Below are 18230 nucleotides of genomic sequence, written 5' to 3' on the forward strand. Positions count from 1 at the left end.
GTATTTTAAAGGGGGAACAAGTGGTGATTACATTCAAAAATGTAAAAAAAATCTACGAAACAAACGAACAATCGATTGCTGCGTTGAACGGAGTGGATCTCGAAATCCGAAAGGGAGAAATCTTCGGCGTCATCGGTTTCAGCGGAGCCGGGAAAAGCTCCTTACTCCGATGCGTCAACCTGCTTGAACGGCCGACGTCGGGCAGCGTGACGGTCGATGGACAGGATTTGACAACCCTGTCGGCGAAGCAACTGCGGGAAGCAAAACGGCACATCGGAATGATTTTTCAGCACTTCAACCTGCTGGATTCGAATACAGTCTTTGCGAACGTCGCTAAACCGCTTGTCTTAAAAGGTGTCAAAAAAGACGAGGTCCATCGGCGGGTCAATGAACTGCTGGACTTCGTCGACTTGGCGGATAAGGCCGATCATTATCCGGACCAATTATCGGGCGGACAGAAACAACGGGTCGGGATTGCCCGGGCACTTGCGACCCAGCCGTCCGTCCTGTTGTGTGACGAAGCGACATCGGCCCTTGATCCGCAGACGACACAACACATATTACGCCTGCTGAAACAAATCAATCAGGAATACGGCATCACGATCTTACTGATTACCCATGAGATGGGTGTCATCCGTGAAATTTGTGACCGGGTTGCCGTCATCGAAGCCGGCAAGCTGATTGAATCGGGTACCGTGTTCGATGTCTTCTCGAATCCGCAAACGGCGACGGCAAAAAACTTCGTCCGCTCCGTCATGCAGGATGAGATTCCGGCGTCGGTTCAAAAAGTCATCGATCAACGGGATACCGGGCACCATATCTACAAAATCAATTTCCTTGGGGCAGGGACAGGGCAGCCGCTCTTATCGCAAGTCGCGAAACGGTTTGATGTCGATCTCAACATCCTGCACGGCAGCATCACGGAACTGCAAAATATTCCGTTCGGCAGTCTGCTCGTCGAACTGATCGGTGATGCGACAGAAATCAAACGGGCACTGGACTATATCCATCAGTCGGATGTCGTCGTCGAGGAGGTGCTTGCGGATGCTAGTTAATTACACGGACATCTGGACCGCGTTTCTGCAGACATTGACGATGGTCGGACTGTCGCTACTCTTTTCGACATTGATTGGTTTACCGCTCGGCATTCTGCTCGTCGTCACACGGAAAGGGGCATTACTGGAACAAATCCCGTTCTTCAATGTCTTAAGCAGTATCGTCAACATCTTCCGGTCCGTCCCGTTCATCATCCTGCTGGTCGCGATCATTCCGCTGACACGCTTGATTGTCGGATCATCAATCGGGACGCAGGCAGCGATTGTCCCGCTGGTTTTTTATGCGGCACCATACATCGCCCGCCTGATTGAAAGTTCATTACTCGAAGTCGATACCGGTGTACTAGAAGCAGCGGAAGCGATGGGAGCGACACCGTTGCAGACAATTTTCCGTTTCCTGTTGCCGGAAGCCCTCAGCTCGCTTGTCCTCAATCTGACGATTGCGACGATCGGCTTGATCGGGGCATCAGCAATGGCCGGGGCAATCGGTGGCGGGGGACTGGGTGACTTGGCGATTACTTACGGCTACCAACGGTTTGATACGACCGTCATGATCATCACGGTCGGGATTCTCGTGATTTTGGTTCAAGGGTTACAGACAACAGGTAATCTGTTGGCGCGAAAAATTCGGAGACACTAAACAAACAGAGAGATAAGGGAGAGATGGATGATGAAAAAAGGATTAGCGATTGGTGCAGCATTGACGACGGTATTGTTTGCGGGGTGTGCCGCTTCCGGGGAAGAGGATCAAAACACAGTCAAACTGGGTGTCAGCGGTTCCGATACACAGGTCTGGGAATACGTTGCGAAAAAAGCGAAAAAAGAAGGGATCACGATTGAGCTCGTCAAGTTTTCCGATTACGTTCAACCGAATCTCGCACTCGCGGAAGGTGAGATTGATGCGAACTCCTTCCAAACCGTCTCTTACTTTAACGCCTTTAAAAAAGAACATAAGTTAAAACTGTCGCCGATTGCGACGACGGTCATCGCGCCGATGGGGATTTATTCGGATAAAGTCAAGGACGTCAAAGACATTCCGGTCGGTGGAAAGATTGCCGTCCCGAACGAAGCGACGAACATGGGGCGGGCATTGCTCCTGTTGCAGGAAGCAGGCCTGATCAAGCTGCCGGACGACTTTGACGGTAACGGATCCGTCGATAAAATCGTCGGGAATCCGAAAAAACTGAAGATTGTCCCGGTTGTCGCCGGACAGACACCACGCGTCCTGCCGGATGTCTCGGCCTCGATCATCAATAACGGAATCGCTGTCGATGCCGGCTTTAACCCGATCAAGGACTCGATTCTTCATGAAAACGAGACGGCGAAACCGTACATCAACATCATCGCGACCCGGACGGAAGACAAAGACAAAAAGACGTTGAAAAAAATCGCGTCGCTGTACCAGCAGGATGACGTCGCTGCCTTCATCAAAAAAGAGTACAAAGGAAGCACGATTCCGACGTTCGTCCCACTCAGCGAGATTGGGGAATAACAAAAAACCAAAAGGAGCGTGACCCAAATGACAATTCAGACGAGACGGCAAAACCTGACACAAACGATTGAACAGGACATTGAACAAAAACGCGAGTCGTATCTTGAGACGAGCCACCGGATTCATGCGACACCGGAAATCGGTAATGAAGAATATTTTGCGTCGCGTCATCATGCGGAACGCCTGACGGCGGAAGGATTTACAGTCGAACTTGGTGTCGCCGGACATGAGACAGCGTTTCTCGCCCGGAAAGTCTCGGATAAACCGGGAGCAACGATCGCTTTTCTCGCTGAATATGATGCCTTGCCGGGAATCGGTCACGCCTGCGGACACAACATCATCGGCACGACAAGTGTCGCAGCAGCAATCGCGCTCAGTAAGATCATCGATGAAGTCGGCGGCAGTGTCGTCGTCCTCGGGACACCGGCGGAAGAAGGCGGACCAAACGGCAGTGCGAAAGGCAGTTTCGTCAAACATGATCTGCTGACCGGCATCGATGCCGCCTTGATGGTCCATCCGTCCGGACAGACCCGGATCACCGGTTCTTCGCTCGCCGTCGATCCGCTCGATTTTGCTTTTACCGGTAAACCGGCCCATGCGGCAGCGTCGCCGGAAGAAGGGATCAATGCTTTGGATGCCGTCATTCAATTGTTTAACGGGATTAATGCGTTACGGCAACAGTTGCCGAGTGACGTCCGGATTCACGGTATCATCACGGATGGCGGAGACGCGCCGAACATCATTCCGGAGTATGCCAAAGCCCGCTTTTTCATCCGGGCGACGACACGCGAACGGCTGAATGCAGTGACCGCTAAAGTCAAAGCGGTTGCCGAAGGGGCAGCCCTTGCGACCGGAGCGACGCTTGAGATCATCGCCTTCCAAAACGAAGTCGATAACCTGTTGTTCAACCGGACGTTTGACGAGATTTTCCGGGAAGAAGCGACGGCACTCGGGGAAGACGTCAAGACCGATGAACGGCCGGGTCTTGGTTCGACTGACGCCGGAAATATCAGCCAGGTCCTGCCGACGATCCATCCGTACATCAAGATCGGAGCAGATGACTTAGTTGCCCACACGGAAAGTTTCCGGGAGGCGGCGAAATCGGAACAAGGCGATGAAGCGTTGATCACAGGAGCGAAAATCCTGGCCCGGACGGCGTTCCGTCTGCTGACGGATGACTCATTATTAGGTACAGTCAAACAGGAGTTCCACGACCGGAAAAACGGTTACTTGGCGTAACAGCGACAGACAGAAGTATGTGTTGGTCCGACCGGATGTCATCAAGACAACCGGCTGGGCCAAAGCATACTTTTTTTCATGAATCGAAAAAAAGAAAACAAATTCTCTTTTGTATTTTAAAATAACCTGTGCTAGTCTTGACCTGTACAACTGAATAACCAGTTCTTCGGGGTAGGGTGAAAATCCCAACCGGCGGTGATGCGATGTTAAATCGACGAGCCCGCGACCCATAGTGTACGCACTATGGCTGACTTGGTGTGATTCCAGGGCCGACGGTAAAGTCCGGATGGGAGAAGAACGAAAAAATGTGCTTGAAACCATTTTCTGAAAAAATCAGTTCGGAAAAAGGTCTATTTCTGTATGCTTTTAAACAGAAAACAAGACGTTTCTTTCGTGACCCTTCAATCATGACGCCCTGCAAATGCAGCGGCGTCTTTTCTTTTGAAAGGAGCGGAAATATGAATAATCGAATGCACCAGGCGATGCAATTGGCACGGATGTTAGACGGACAAACCAGTCCGAATCCGAGTGTCGGTTGTGTCATTACGAAACATGGAAAAGTGCTTGGCTTCGGTGCCCACCGGTTTGCGGGTGGTCCGCACGCGGAAGTCGAAGCGTTGAAAATGGCAGGGGAAGCAGCGCGTGGTGCCGATCTCTATGTCACGCTTGAACCGTGTAACCATCACGGAAAAACACCGCCGTGTACGGAAGCGATTTTAGCCGCCGGCATCAAGCGGGTGTTCGTCGCAACGGAAGACCGGCACGCTATCGTCGCCGGACAAGGCATCAAGCGGTTGCGCGACGCCGGATTGACGGTCGAAACTGGATTACTTGAAGACGAAGCGGTTCGATTTTATACCCCGTTTTGGCAAAGTCTCGAGCGGAAACGACCGGTCGTCACTATTAAAGTCGCCCAAAGTTTAAACGGTGTCGTCACGACAGGTGAGCAACGCCTGATTACCTCAGGTGCAGCCCGGGCGGCAGGACGTGAGCTGCGGGCAACACATGACGCTATCTTAGTCGGGAGTGAGACGATTTTAGTCGATGATCCCGCATTGACGTTACGCACGGAAGCCGGACCTGAACCGATTCGGGTCGTCGTCGACCGTCGTGGACGTTTGCCGGAAACCGCCCAAGTCTTTCGGGACGGTTTGAATCCGACGTACTGGCTGACGGAACAACCGCGTGTCTCAGCCCAATCGAACGTCACGGTCCTGGTCGGTGTGTATACGACGCCGGAGCAAATTTTAGAGACCTTGTACGACCAGGGTATCCGCAGGCTGTTGATCGAAGGGGGACCGACGATTCAGTCGGCATTTTTAGAAGCAGACCTTGTCGATCGTCTTGAGGTCTATCAAGCGTCATCCGTCTTACAAGGGACGACCGGATTGACAAGCGCAATCGAGATTGAAGACCGGTTTGATTTAACCGATGTTGCGCAAATCGGACAGGATGTCCATCTGCGTTACACGCGGAAAGGAGACGGCTTATGTTCACGGGATTGATTGAAGAAGTCGGGACGATTAAACGAAAAGTTCCGCGCCTGAACGGTTTAGCACTCGAAATCGAAGCGCGGCATGTGCTTGAAGAAACGAAGATCGGCGACAGCATCGCCGTCGACGGGATTTGTTTAACGGTCACGGCGATGACGGCGACCGGGTTCACGGCGGATGCCGTCCACGAAACGATTCGGGCAACGTCCCTTCAGACGTTGCGGGTCGGCACACCGGTTCAGCTCGAACGGGCGATGCCGGCGAACGGACGGTTTGGCGGTCATTTTGTCAGCGGACATATTGACGGAACAGCTCGGTTCTTAAGCCGTCGACCGGACGGTGAAGCGATGGAATACCGGTTCGAGACCGGGGAGTGGAGTAAATACTGTATTCCAAAAGGCTCGATTGCAATCAACGGAACAAGCTTGACGGTCCAACACGTGGAACCGAACAGTTTAACCATCTCGTTGATTCCGCACTCCCGGCAGGTGACGACGTTCGACCGGTTGCAAAGCGGGGCACTCGTCAATATCGAATGTGATTTGATGGCAAAACATTTGTATCACTTTACACAGCAGGAACAAAAAACGGATTGGTCGGCATTTTTAGGAGGCGGAGCAGGATGAACGGATTTGATCTCGTGGAAGAAGCGATTGAGGCATTAAAACACGGACGTCCCATCATCGTCTGTGATGATGAAAACCGGGAAAATGAGGGGGATTTAATTCTCCTCGCGGAACACGCAACACCCGAACAAATCAACTTCATGATCACGTACGGGAAAGGACTCGTCTGTGTGCCGGTCAGCCCGCAACTTGCAGAACGCCTTGAGCTGAATCCGATGACGGACGTCAACACCGATCCGCACGGGACGGCTTTTACGATCAGCATCGATCACGAAGAAGCGAAGACCGGCATCAGTGCCGCGGAACGTGCGTTGACGATTCAACGGATGCTGACGGACGAGGCGAAACAATTTAAGCGTCCCGGTCATATTTTCCCTTTGATCGCAAAAGAGGGTGGTGTCCGGGAACGGCGTGGACATACGGAGGCCGGTGTGGATTTGGCACGGCTTGCCGGAAGTGTTGAAGCAGCTGTCATTTGTGAAATCATCTTAGAAGACGGAACGATGGCGCGCGTGGATGATTTACTGACGTATAAAGAAGTCCACGGGCTGAAGATGATTACAATCGATGCCCTCGTCACGTATCTCGAACGCCCCGTCCGGCGTGAAGCGGACGTCCTGCTTCCGGCGGATCACGGTGCGTTTCGGATGCTCGGTTATACGACGCCTGATCAAAAAGAACACGTGACCGTCCTGTCGGGAGAACCGGAAGACGGCATGCTCGTCCGGCTGCATTCGGAGTGTCTGACAGGAGACGTCTTTGGATCAAAACGCTGTGATTGCGGTCCGCAACTTGATGCGGCACTGGAATGCATCGGACACGAGGGCGGAGCGGTTCTCTACCTGCGACAGGAAGGGCGCGGCATCGGCTTGATGGCGAAACTGAAAGCCTATGAGTTGCAGGAACAGGGGCTCGACACGGTCGAAGCGAACCACGCACTCGGGTATGCGACGGATTTACGGGATTACAAAGTCGCAGCCGCGATGTTACACGATTTAGGTGTCACGAAAATCCGGCTGATGACGAATAATCCGGAAAAACAACAGGCACTGGAACAACACGGCATCACGGTGCTCGAGCGGATCCCGCTTGAGATTGCTCCGGTTCCGGAAAACAAGCAGTATCTGCAGACCAAACAAACGAAACTCGGGCATCTGCTCGACATCCAAGGAGGAAACTAACATGGTATTCGAAGGATTTTTAACAGGTGAAGGACTACGCGTCGCAATCGTTGCTGCACGTTTTAATGAATTGATCACATCAAAATTGGTTGGAGGCGCAAACGATGCTTTCCGTCGCCACGGTGTTGCGGCGGACGCTGTCGATACAGCATGGGTTCCGGGAGCGTTCGAGATTCCACTCGTCGCGGAAAAACTTGCGAAAAGCGGGAACTATGACGCCGTCATCACACTCGGTGCCGTCATCCGCGGAGCGACATCACACTATGATTATGTCTGCAACGAAGTCGCGAAAGGGGTCGCCGGCGCATCACGTGAAACGGGCGTTCCGATTATCTTTGGTGTCCTGACGACGGACTCGATCGAGCAGGCTGTCGAACGAGCGGGAACGAAAGCTGGTAACAAAGGATACGAAGCGGCGGTTTCTGCGATTGAAATGGCGAACTTACTGCGCACCATTTAATGAGATAACTGAGTCTTGAGACCTGTTTCTTCACGGAACAGGTCTCTTTTTTCTTGAGCACGCAGGACTTCGATGACATTATCCCTAATCAAAAGAAAAAGGACTGTTCGCAAAGGGAGGAAACGATCCATGGGTGGCGTGAATAAATCATATTATCTGCCTGGAATCGTCGGATTCATTGCGGGATATTATCTTTGGCTTCTTGTTTTTAATCAGCAATCAGATTGGGTGTCCTGGGGAAGTAACTTATTCTCGATTTTCGGCTGTCTGTTCGCGACTATCCTGTTGGTTCGGGCACAACGGAATCCGAATCAGCAGGAAGGACGATTTTTTCTGTACCTGGCCTTTGGAATCGGCAGCTATTTGATTGCGGAAATCATTTGGTTGACCTATGAAAATATCTTAAAAGTTGAGGTACCGTTTCCCGGAGTGTCCGATATTTTCTATGTTCTCCAGTCGGTCTTCTTTTTGGTAGCATTCCTGCATTTAATTCACCGGCACGTTACGAAAAATCGGTTGCTCAGCTTTATTTTTGATATTGCCATCGTCATGACGGTAGCGGTCACCTATAGTTGGTATTTCCTGATACGACCGTTGTTTGATACGCCGTTCGCATCGAACGCCGAAGTAATTTTAGCGTTTGCTTATCCATTGTGCGACATCGTTTTATTATTTTGTATGATCAGCATCTATTATCTGTTCGAGAAAAAAGAGTGGTACGAACGACGGCGCTTGTTTCAGTTTTTGTTTGTCGGTTTATTATTGCAGGTCGGAGCGGACACGTTATTTGTCTATATGACGACCGTGAGCGGAGACAGTGCGATCCGGTTACTTGATCCGTTATTTATCCTCGGGTTATTGATGGTCGGTGTTGCCGGGCATATCGTTAGTCCGGTAGATTCAAAAGAAGACAGACAGGCGAAACAACGGACAAAAATACAGGTCGGAAAGTTGTTTTTACCGTATCTACTGGTCATCCTGTTGTTTTCAACGATGGCGCTCTACGCCAATCGGGATGAAGCTTTAAATGGATTGATGATTGGTTGTGCTGTCACAATTCTCCTAATTTTAGTCCGCCAGATTTTGATGATTTTAAGTCACCAGGAACTGATTCGGGAAATTCATGAAAAGGCGGACGAGCTGGAAGTCAGTGAAGAACGTTATAAGTCGTTGTTCACGTATCATCCGGATGCCGTCTATTCCCTTGACCTGAAAGGACGGATTGAGAGCGCGAATCCGTCTTTTGAAAAATTAACGGAGCAGCATGCGGAAGAGTTAGTCGGTAAAACGTATCGTCAATTCACGACATGGCAACAGACATCGACAGACAAGGCGACAGCACAGCAATTTGAAACTGTTTTCCAAAAATCCGGTGGTCCGGATGTGTTGCTGAACGTAACTAACATTCCGATTCGCGTCCGGGACCGGTTCGTCGGGATGTACGGGATTGGTCAGGATATCACGACAATCCGTGAAAATGAATTAAAAATTCGCCGGCTTGCCTATTATGATCATTTGACCGGTGCGATCAACCGGACGTACTTTGAAGAAGTGTTACACCATTTAGTCGAAGCGGAACAAGCCGATGAAACGATCATCCTCTGTTTCATTGATCTCGACGACTTTAAACTCGTCAATGATTCGTTCGGTCACCATGTCGGCGATCAGTTGCTGATTCAAGTGGCAGAGCGCCTGCAAGAAGCCGTCAACCCGGACGATCTCGTCGCCCGTCAAGGCGGAGATGAGTTTACGGTCATCTTGCGGGATGTGACGTCGGACGAGCAGGGCAGATGCCGTACGGCCCGTCTGCTCGATGATTTAAAACGAACGTATGCGATTGAAGGAATCGAATTGATTTCAAATCCGAGTATTGGAGCGGTCAGTTGCCGGCGGACGGCGGGAAAACATGTCGTGACGTTGCTGAAACAGGCCGATCTTGCGATGTATCAGGCGAAATCGGGTGGCGGTAAATCCATCATCTTCTTTGAAGATATTGCCGAAAAAGCGTCCTACCGCTTGCGACTCGAATCAGAGTTGCCGATTGCCATCGAAACCAGTCAATTGATTTTACATTATCAGCCGCAAGTCGATACGGTCACGTATAAAATGGTCGGTGTCGAAGGACTGATCCGTTGGAATCATCCGGAACTCGGAATGATTGCACCAAACGATTTTATTCCGATGGCGGAAGAAGCCGGCATGATTATCCGGCTTGGAGAATGGGTGTTACGCGAAGGATTTTTACAAGCGAAACGCTGGCAGGATGCCGGTCTGGTCTTAAAAGTCGGACTCAATGTTTCGATGCAACAGTTTCATCATCCGACGTTTGTCCTGACGTTGGTGCGGTTGGTCGAAGAAACGAACGTTGATCCGACACGCATCGATCTTGAAATCACGGAAGTCTCAGCTGTCGAAGATATCGAAGAAACCGTCCTGACGATGAACCGCTTAAAAGAACTCGGCTTTACGATTTCGATTGATGACTTCGGAACCGGCTACTCTTCCTTATCCCGTTTGGCGGATTTCCCGATTGATACATTGAAGATTCCCCGTGAGTTCGTCGAAAAAATTCAACCGGCGACGACCGGTTACTCGATGATTTCATCCATCATCCATTTAGCGAAGTCACTTGATCTTGAGGTCATCGCAGAAGGGGTCGAGACGCTCGAGCAGGTCAACGTGCTAAATTGGTTGGAATGCTCGCGGATGCAAGGTTATTACTTTGGTCGTCCGATGCCGGCCGAACACATTCCGGCGTTGTATCAAAAATAGGCAATCCCTTCCGTATCATGCGGAAAGGATTGCCTGTTTTTTTGTTCTCACTTGAGTGTTGTTGAGACCGAAACGCCTTTTTCGATGACGTCGCGTTTCTCGTTCAGGACGTCACTGGTCAATAATTCAACGGACTCGAGTGGTTGTTCGATGATGAAACCGAAGTTTCCGCGTCGTGTCTCGCCGGGAGTGTATGTTGCAGCAAGCGACTCGAGGTAGACATCGTCCTCGATTGTCTTCTCGGTCTTGGCATCGAGTTTAAAATGGGCAACAGGGTTGAAGGTGACCGGCTCGTCACTTGTATTTGTGATTGTCACACGCGTCTTGACGAGGTCAAATGATTCGTCATGGGTGAAGCCGTGGAAAAAGTCGATCATCCCGTAACTGGGCCGGGCATGGAACACTTTCACTTCTTCGACTTTCATCTTAATCGGTCCAATCGTGCGTGTCACGTCGGGACGGACCATCTGTTTTAACGTCAATTCGCCTTTGTCGTCGGTAACCGATGCATCGACTTTCGTCAGTTTACGGTCATCTGGCAGTTGCGGGTTCGGGACATATGCGGCAGACTTCTCGATCGATACCGGTGTCTCCTGTTTCGGGCTCGACTTTTCTGATGACTTCTCTTGGATGGTGTCTGGCGTAGTGGCGCAACCCGAAAGAATCGTCCCGAGCATCAAGGCAGCAAGTATCTGTTTCATGGAAAGTCTCCTTATTTCTTCGACTTCAGTAAATCGAAGATGATTTTGGCATGATCCGTATTATCGACTTGACCGGCAAACCGTTCCTTCGCGGGACCAAACGCATAGACGGGAACGTCTTCACCCGTATGTCCGCCTGTCGTCCAGCCGGTATGCGACCGTTCGTTGAAGATGGCTTCGATCGCATTGTCGACATCAAGCAGTTTCTTCGATTCCGCAGCACGTGTAACGGACTCGATTTCAGCTTCCGTCAGGGTGAGTTTCTTCTGGTCGATATAGGTCGTCAACGTTTTTTTGACATCGGCACCTTCGATGATTTTTGCTGCCATGAAGTCCGGTGTCTTCTTCGCCGCCTTGATCGGCTCGGCGAACCAGTTATAGACACCGTCCGCTCCAATCGAGTAACCGCCGGTTGAATGGTCGGCTGTCGCCACGACAAGCGTGTGCTTGTCTTTTTTGGCAAAGGCGATCGCCGCTTTGAAGGCACGCTCGAAGTCTTCCATCTCGCTCATCGCCCCGACGATGTCGTTATCGTGACCTGCCCAGTCAATTTGGCTTCCTTCGACCATCAGGAAGAAGCCTTTTTTGTTCGAATCAAGCCGCTTGATGGCGGAGTTCGTCATCTGCTCGAGGGACGGGACGCTGTTTTCACGGTCGATGCGTTTTGGCAGCCCGCCGTCTGCAAACAGACCGAGAACCTGCTTGTTTTTATCCGTCTGCATTTGATCCAGATTCGTGACGTAGCTGTATCCGTCTTTCTTAAACGCTTTCGTCAAATCGGTATCCGGACGGACGAAGTTTGATTTCCCGCCGCCGAGCAGGACGTCAATCTTATGTTTGCCGTTGACCCGCTCCTTGAAGTAGTCGTCCGCAATCGCATTCATGTTTTTCCGGTTCTCATCGTGCGCACCGAATGAAGCCGGTGTCGCGTGGGTGATTTCGGATGTCGCAACAAGTCCCGTCGATTTTCCGCGTTCTTTTGCTGCTTCGAGGACCGTCTTGACTTCTGATTTATCATTGTCGACGGCAATCGCGGCATTATATGTTTTGACACCGGACGACATCGCCGTCGCAGCGGATGCGGAATCCGTAATGTTTTGCTCCGGGTCTTCCGGATAGGTCATCTGTTGTCCGACGAGATATTGATCAAATGCCGTTTTTTCCGCGACCGGCGTCGAAGGATCATTTTTTAAGTACCGGTGGGCTGACGTATACGAGACACCCATTCCGTCCCCAATCAGGAAGATGACATTCCGGATTTCCGGTGATTTGGATGATTTTGTTTTTGCCTCGGCGTCATCTGTCGAGATCATCGTGCTAAGGGATAATGTCGATAATGCCACAATCGGGATGATTCGTTTCAACTTCATGGATGGTTCCTCCTTCAGGAAAATGAGTACGGTTCAGATCTACAGGACTAACTCTAGCTTTGGACTGTAAAACGAACGTTTGACCGGTGTAAAGTTTTGTTAAGAATCAAAGTTTAAAATTTACGTTGGACAGATGAACGTTAAGTTTGATGAGTAAAAAATAGTCAGAAAGGTAATAAGATAAGAAGTGGTTTTGAAACATTTTCCAGTGACAGGTCGTAAAGAAAGATAATCTGTTTAAAGGAGGAATGGCGATGAAGAAGACAAGGTGGATGACGGTCGGTCTCCTCACAGCGACGATTGGACTGGCAGGGTGTAATAACGAGACCATAGAAGATGGTCAAGGGGAGAACGGGTCGAAACAGCTTTCGAATACGGAGTTGCTGAAAAAAGCATCGAATGCGCAAGAAGACATTAAATCGTTCCGGATGGAAGGAACGACGGCATCGGATGTTGGCGACATGACGGTCGATCAGAGGGTAACGGTCGATCTAATTCAGGAACCGCTCGCCATGCATCAGACGGTTAATATGAAAAACCCTCAAGATGGAAAAGATCTTCAGGTGGAAAGTTATATCATGGATGATAAGTTGTACCTCTCTCAAAATGATCAGTGGTTTGTTCAGGATGCATCCCAACTAGGTGAGATGATGAATCAGATGAAATCAACCGTCTCAACAGATAAAAACCTGCAATTACTGAAAAAGTATAAAGACAGCTGGACAGTTAAAAAGACCGGTAACGTCTATCAGGTGGATGTGGATTTAAAAGGGGATCAGTTGAAAGCGTTTATGAAGGATTCGCTGGAACAGTCCGGTCAATTTAATCAAATGAAAGAGGTCATGGATCAAATTGAGTATAAAAAGATGGTCTACTCGATGACCTACGACGCAAAAACCTACTATCCAAAAACGATGGATATGGAGATGGAGTTTGCGGTTGACGGGAAAACGGACTTTTCGATGAAAAATGAATCGACGTTCTCGAAATTTAATGAAATTCCAGCTATAAAATTGCCGATGGAAGCTAAAAATGCACAGGAATTGCCGGGCGGTAATCAGTAAATGTAATCTGGTATAAAAAAGCAAACGTCTTTTCGGGAAGAATCCGAGAAGGCGTTTGCTTTTGATTTAATCATTTCTAGACTATTAATTTGAAAAATATAAGTGGTGCAATCGTCTGCATCTGAAATTAAGTATTGACAATAATCTGTAAATTCTGAAAAGATAGAAAAGTACATAGTGAATTAAAAGGAGGGGAAACAGAATGGGTACATCGTTCAGTGATTGGATTGGCACGGTATCGGATTTCGTATGGGGACCGCCGTTGCTTATCTTTTTGGTCGGTACGGGGATTTACTTGACGATACGACTCGGATTCATTCAAATTACCAAGCTTCCGTATGCATTGAAACTGGCATTCACGAAACATCAGGACGATACGTCGGAAGGGGATATCAGTCATTTCCAGGCATTGATGACAGCACTCGCGGCGACGGTCGGTACGGGGAATATCGTTGGTGTTGCAACTGCAGTCGTCCTCGGGGGACCGGGTGCCATCGTCTGGATGTGGTTATCCGGATTGTTCGGGATGGCGACGAAGTATGCCGAGGCGATTCTTGCCGTCAAGTACCGTGTCGTCGATGAGAAGGGACAGATGGCCGGGGGGCCGATGTACTATCTCGAACGGGGATTAAAACAGAAATGGCTCGGCGTGTTGTTTGCCGCGTTTGCTTCGCTTGCCGCCTTCGGGATCGGTAATGGTGTTCAGACGAACTCTGTTGCACTGGCGATGAAATCGACGTTCGACGTGCCGTTGTATGTGACGGGGATTGTCCTGATGGTGGCGACGGGGGTCGTCATTATTGGTGGAGTTAAGTCGATCGGGAAAGTCGTCAGTTATTTTGTCCCGTTCATGATTTTCTTCTACGTCGGAAGTGGTCTCTTGATCATGGTCATGAACTTTGATTTGATTCCGGGTGCACTCGCGACGATCTTCAGCAGTACGTTCTCGAATGAAGCCATCACCGGTGGTGCCATTGGTGCTGCGATTCGTTACGGGGTCGCCCGTGGGGTTTTCTCGAATGAAGCGGGTCTCGGTTCTGCACCGATTGCAGCTGCCGCTGCAAAAACGGATTTCCCGGGACGTCAGGCACTCGTCTCCATGACGCAGGTGTTTCTCGATACGCTTGTTGTCTGTTCAATGACCGGCTTGACGCTTGTCATGGGTGGTCAACTCGATAAAAAGCTGGAAGGGGTCGAATTGACGACAGCCAGCTTTGAAGTGTTCCTTGGACCGGCCGGAAAGTATATCGTGACGATTGGTCTTGTCATGTTCGCTTTCTCGACCGTTCTCGGATGGTCCTATTACGGTGAAAAATCCATCTATTATCTGTTTGGTCAAAAGTCGATTTTACCGTACCGGATTCTGTTTGTTCTCGTCGCGGGACTTGGGGCGATGACGACGAACTTGAATATGGTCTGGGCGATTTCCGACGTCTTCAACGGACTGATGGCCATTCCGAACTTGATCGGTTTGATTGGTCTGTCCGGTGTCGTCATTGCGGAAACCCGACTGTTCCGCGAACAGCTGAAACGGGAAGAGGCCGAACGACGAATTTCATAGAATTTCTGACGGTGCACAAAACCCCGCATTCTCATATGGAGAGTGCGGGGTTTGTTTGATTAAGTCGTTTGATACAGCATGAGGGATTCGTACGGGCGTAATGTGACTTGCCCTGACGCCTCTAAGACATCCGGATAATTCTGAATCAGAACCTGATGATCCAGCCACTCGTCCGGTAACGTGAACGAAGCTGCCGTACCGTAAAAGTTCGACAGGACGAGAACTTGTTCGTCGTCGGTCGTCCGTTCGTACGCCCAAAGCGAGAGATCGTCAGGTGTCAGAAGCCGGTAACTTCCGTTCGTCAAGACGTCATATTGTTTGCGCAGGTGAATCAGCTGCTTGTAATGATAGAAGACCGAGTCCGGATCGGCAAGCGCTGCTTCGACATTAATCGAAGTATGGTTTTCAGGAACCGGAATCCACGGTGTTGCCGTCGAGAAACCGGCGTGCGGGGACGCATCCCACTGCATCGGTGTCCGGGCATTATCGCGGGATTTTTGACGGATTGCGGCCAAAATATCAGCTTCTGTTTCACCGAGTGACGCTTTTTCGGTATACGCGTTCAGTGTCTCGACATCCCGGTAATCCGCCAAGTCGGTGAAGTCCGGATTCGGTGTGCCAATTTCTTCGCCCTGGTAGATGTATGGTGTACCTTGCAAACCGTGTAACGTCGTTGCGAGCATCTTCGCACTTTCGATCCGGTAAACCGTATCGTCACCAAACCGGCTGACGACGCGGGGCTGGTCATGGTTACACCAGAAAATCGCATTCCAGGCATTTCCCTGCATCCCGCCCTGCCAGTCGGAGAGAATCCGTTTCAGCTCGAGGAAATCGAACGGGGCTGCCGTCCATTTCTCTCCGTTCGGATAATCAACTTTCAAGTGGTGGAAGTTGAAGGTCATTTTCAGTTCCTGCTCGTTCAGATTCGAGTAACGGAGGCAATGATCGAGTGTCGTTGACGACATCTCACCGACCGTCATCAAGTCATGACCGGCAAAGACACGTTGGTTCATCTCCTGCAGGTAGTCATGGACGCGTGGACCGTCTGTATAGTATTTTCGGCCGTCACCGGTCGGGTCATCCGCAAAACTGTCATCTTTTGAAATCAAATTGATGACGTCGAGCCGGAAACCGCGGACGCCTTTATCGCGCCAGAAGCCCATCATCTGATAGACGGCTTCCCGGAGCGCCGGGTTTTCCCAGTTGAAATCAGCTTGCGTCTTGTCGAACAGATGCAGGTAATACTTACCGGCGACGTCGTCGAACGACCAGGCCGGTCCACCGAATTTTGATACCCAGTCCGTCGGTTCGTCCCGCCAGATGAAGTAATCGTGGTAGGGGCTATCAGGATTTCGTCCTTGCTGGAACCAGTCGTGGTCGGTCGAACAGTGATTGACGACGATATCCATCATGACGGATAACTGGCGTTTGTTTGCTTCTGCAATCAATTGATCGAAGTCTGCCATCGTCCCGTAAGACGGGTCAATCGCATAATAGTCACTGACGTCATAGCCGTTGTCGCGTTGCGGGGACGCGTAGACCGGCGTCAGCCACAGGTAATCGACGCCGAGGTCAGCCAGGTAATCGAGTTTCGCCGTCACACCGCGCAGCGTACCGGTCGCTTTGCCTTCCGGGCTGTAAAAACTTTTCGGGTAGATTTGATAGACGGCGGATTTACGCCAGTCGGTTGTCGTAAGAGTCATATCAGGTCACACCTTTCTAAAACTTAGGCTGCCTCTTTAAGTGCCGCTTTGCGGGCACGTTTCGTCGAGACGTAATGGAACAGGAACGTACAGACAATCGGAACGATAATGGCGATGACCATCCCGATGATGAAGGACAGAATCGATCCGGGAACGATCGAGATGAAGGCCGGAAGACCGCCGACACCGATTGCCGGTGCGAGTACTCCACTGACAGCGATGAATGAAGATGCAATCGCAGATCCGACCAGTGCCGCATAAAACGGATACTTGAACCGGAGATTGACCCCGAACATGGCGGGTTCGGTGATTCCGAAGTAAGCCGAGATGGCGGAAGTCGATGCCATGTTTTTATCATTGACGTTTTTCGCGAGGAACAGCATCGCAAGTGTCGCCGATCCTTGAGCGATGTTCGAGATGGCAATCATCGGCCAGATGAACGTCGTCCCGCTTTGACCGATCAGTTGTAGATCGACGGCGATGAACATGTGGTGCATCCCAGTGATGACGAGTGGGGCGTAAAGGGCACCAAATAGCAACGCACCAAGAAGTGGAACGGCTTCAAACGTATTGACGACGCCGATTGTAATCCAGTCTCCGATTTGACGCGTGACCGGTCCGATGACGGCAAGGGCCAGGAAGCCGGTTAATGTGATCGTCGTGATCGGGACGACGAGCAGCTGAATCGCATTCGGAACACGATTCTTGAGCCAGCGTTCGATCGTACTTAAGACGTAAGCGGCAGCGAGGACCGGTAAAATCTGTCCTTGATAACCGACTTTTTCGATTTCAAATAAGCCGAGGATATTGAATGTCGGAATGTCCCCTTTCAACGCACTTTGACCGTAATTCCAGGCATTCAGGAGATCCGGGTGCACGAGCATCAATCCCATGACAATCCCGAGGATTTCACTGCCGCCAAAGCGTTTCGTGGCGGACCATCCGACCAATGCCGGCAGGAAGACGAAGGCTGTGTTCGCCATCATGTTGATTAAATCCCATAAACCCTGCAGGTTCGGATACCGTTCGATCATCGTCTTGCCGCCAAACTCGATGCCGAACAGATTGTTAATTCCCATTAACAGTCCGGCGACGATGATAGCCGGGATGATCGGCATGAAGACATCGGAAAAGACTTTGATCAGTTTTTGGAACGGATTCATTTTCGAGGCACCGGACGATTTGACGTCGGCGATTGTCGTTGCCTGTAAACCGGTCAATTGAATGAACTCGGCATAGACACGGTCGACGTCACCGGCGCCGATGACGATTTGATAGACACCTGCATTCAAGAAGGCTCCTTTGACGAGTGGCACTTCGAGTAACGCTTCTTGCTCGACCAGACTTTGATCTTTCAGCGTTAAACGAAGGCGGGTGACACAATGAGCGGCCTGCTCGACGTTATCTTTACCACCGATTCGTTCGATGATTTGTTCTGCAATTTGCCGATAGTTGGGCTTCATCTCACATTCTCCTTTGGGATTGAACTGAAGACTCATTTTGAAATGAAAAC

The 18230-nt window shown here is 50.5% G+C and carries 15 protein-coding genes and 1 riboswitch; of the genes, 11 read left to right on the forward strand and 4 right to left on the reverse strand.

All coding sequences use genetic code 11. The features are described 5' to 3' along the window. Positions 1 to 23: 23 nt before the first annotated feature. The 9 genes from DVG79_RS14190 to DVG79_RS14230 all read left to right on the forward strand — a co-directional run bounded on the left by DVG79_RS14190 (position 24) and on the right by DVG79_RS14230 (position 10318). Entirely contained in the window at positions 24 to 1055 is a 1032-nt protein-coding gene (locus tag DVG79_RS14190) for a methionine ABC transporter ATP-binding protein (protein WP_114597305.1), read from the forward strand. After that, positions 1045 to 1695, forward strand: coding sequence for a methionine ABC transporter permease (locus DVG79_RS14195; protein WP_114597306.1), 651 nt, complete (start codon positions 1045 to 1047; stop codon positions 1693 to 1695). Before DVG79_RS14190 ends, DVG79_RS14195 begins: the two co-directional genes overlap by 11 nt. Positions 1696 to 1725: 30 nt before the next feature. After that, positions 1726 to 2547 carry a MetQ/NlpA family ABC transporter substrate-binding protein gene (locus DVG79_RS14200; RefSeq protein ID WP_114597351.1) on the forward strand — a complete coding sequence of 274 codons (822 nt, stop codon included), beginning with the start codon at positions 1726 to 1728 and terminating at the stop codon, positions 2545 to 2547. A gap of 27 nt (positions 2548 to 2574) precedes the next feature. Then, the gene (locus DVG79_RS14205) at positions 2575 to 3786 is read left to right on the forward strand and encodes a M20 family metallopeptidase (RefSeq protein WP_114597307.1); all 1212 of its coding nucleotides are present in this window, start codon (positions 2575 to 2577) and stop codon (positions 3784 to 3786) included. A 158-nt stretch (positions 3787 to 3944) separates the two neighbouring features. Next, a riboswitch (FMN riboswitch) is annotated at positions 3945 to 4088 on the forward strand. 156 nt (positions 4089 to 4244) lie between these two features. Continuing rightward, complete coding sequence (gene ribD, locus DVG79_RS14210; RefSeq protein WP_114597308.1) at positions 4245 to 5291, forward strand: bifunctional diaminohydroxyphosphoribosylaminopyrimidine deaminase/5-amino-6-(5-phosphoribosylamino)uracil reductase RibD; 1047 nt, start codon at positions 4245 to 4247, stop codon at positions 5289 to 5291. Then, positions 5276 to 5905: a riboflavin synthase gene (locus DVG79_RS14215; protein WP_114597309.1), complete on the forward strand. Its 630-nt coding sequence runs from the start codon at positions 5276 to 5278 to the stop codon at positions 5903 to 5905. Before ribD ends, DVG79_RS14215 begins: the two co-directional genes overlap by 16 nt. Next, a complete protein-coding gene (gene ribB / locus DVG79_RS14220) occupies positions 5902 to 7086 on the forward strand; it encodes a 3,4-dihydroxy-2-butanone-4-phosphate synthase (protein WP_114597310.1) in 1185 nt (394 codons plus the stop codon). The genes DVG79_RS14215 and ribB overlap by 4 nt, the downstream gene beginning before the upstream one ends. Before the next feature lies 1 nt (position 7087). Beyond that, entirely contained in the window at positions 7088 to 7546 is a 459-nt protein-coding gene (ribH, locus tag DVG79_RS14225) for a 6,7-dimethyl-8-ribityllumazine synthase (protein ID WP_012371577.1), read from the forward strand. A gap of 129 nt (positions 7547 to 7675) precedes the next feature. After that, on the forward strand, positions 7676 to 10318 hold the full coding sequence (locus DVG79_RS14230) for a putative bifunctional diguanylate cyclase/phosphodiesterase (protein ID WP_114597311.1): 2643 nt from the start codon (positions 7676 to 7678) through the stop codon (positions 10316 to 10318). Between the two features lie 47 nt (positions 10319 to 10365). Here the strand turns inward: DVG79_RS14230 and DVG79_RS14235 are convergent, their stop codons facing one another. Further along, the gene (locus DVG79_RS14235) at positions 10366 to 11019 is read right to left on the reverse strand and encodes a DUF4352 domain-containing protein (protein WP_114597312.1); all 654 of its coding nucleotides are present in this window, start codon (positions 11017 to 11019) and stop codon (positions 10366 to 10368) included. Positions 11020 to 11030: 11 nt separating this feature from the next. Next, the gene (locus DVG79_RS14240) at positions 11031 to 12389 is read right to left on the reverse strand and encodes an alkaline phosphatase (RefSeq protein ID WP_114597313.1); all 1359 of its coding nucleotides are present in this window, start codon (positions 12387 to 12389) and stop codon (positions 11031 to 11033) included. Positions 12390 to 12643: 254 nt separating this feature from the next. On the opposite strand from DVG79_RS14240, the gene DVG79_RS14245 reads away from it, so the two are divergent. Both DVG79_RS14245 and DVG79_RS14250 read left to right on the forward strand, forming a co-directional pair. Next, the gene (locus tag DVG79_RS14245) at positions 12644 to 13453 is read left to right on the forward strand and encodes a DUF6612 family protein (protein WP_114597314.1); all 810 of its coding nucleotides are present in this window, start codon (positions 12644 to 12646) and stop codon (positions 13451 to 13453) included. Between the two features lie 202 nt (positions 13454 to 13655). After that, positions 13656 to 15014, forward strand: coding sequence for an alanine/glycine:cation symporter family protein (locus DVG79_RS14250; protein ID WP_114597315.1), 1359 nt, complete (start codon positions 13656 to 13658; stop codon positions 15012 to 15014). Between the two features lie 59 nt (positions 15015 to 15073). Here DVG79_RS14250 and treC read toward each other — a convergent pair whose 3' ends face one another. Together treC and treP are read right to left on the reverse strand one after the other, a co-directional pair. Beyond that, positions 15074 to 16717 (reverse strand): alpha,alpha-phosphotrehalase, encoded by a 1644-nt coding sequence (gene treC / locus DVG79_RS14255; RefSeq protein WP_114597316.1) that lies wholly within the window; start codon positions 16715 to 16717, stop codon positions 15074 to 15076. Between the two features lie 23 nt (positions 16718 to 16740). Continuing rightward, the gene (gene treP, locus DVG79_RS14260; RefSeq protein ID WP_012371570.1) at positions 16741 to 18180 is read right to left on the reverse strand and encodes a PTS system trehalose-specific EIIBC component; all 1440 of its coding nucleotides are present in this window, start codon (positions 18178 to 18180) and stop codon (positions 16741 to 16743) included. Between the last annotated feature and the right edge of the window lie 50 nt (positions 18181 to 18230).

Origin of the sequence: Exiguobacterium sp. RIT594 (assembly GCF_003339585.1) — a bacterium.
In the GTDB taxonomy this organism is placed as follows: Bacteria; Bacillota; Bacilli; order Exiguobacteriales; family Exiguobacteriaceae; genus Exiguobacterium_A.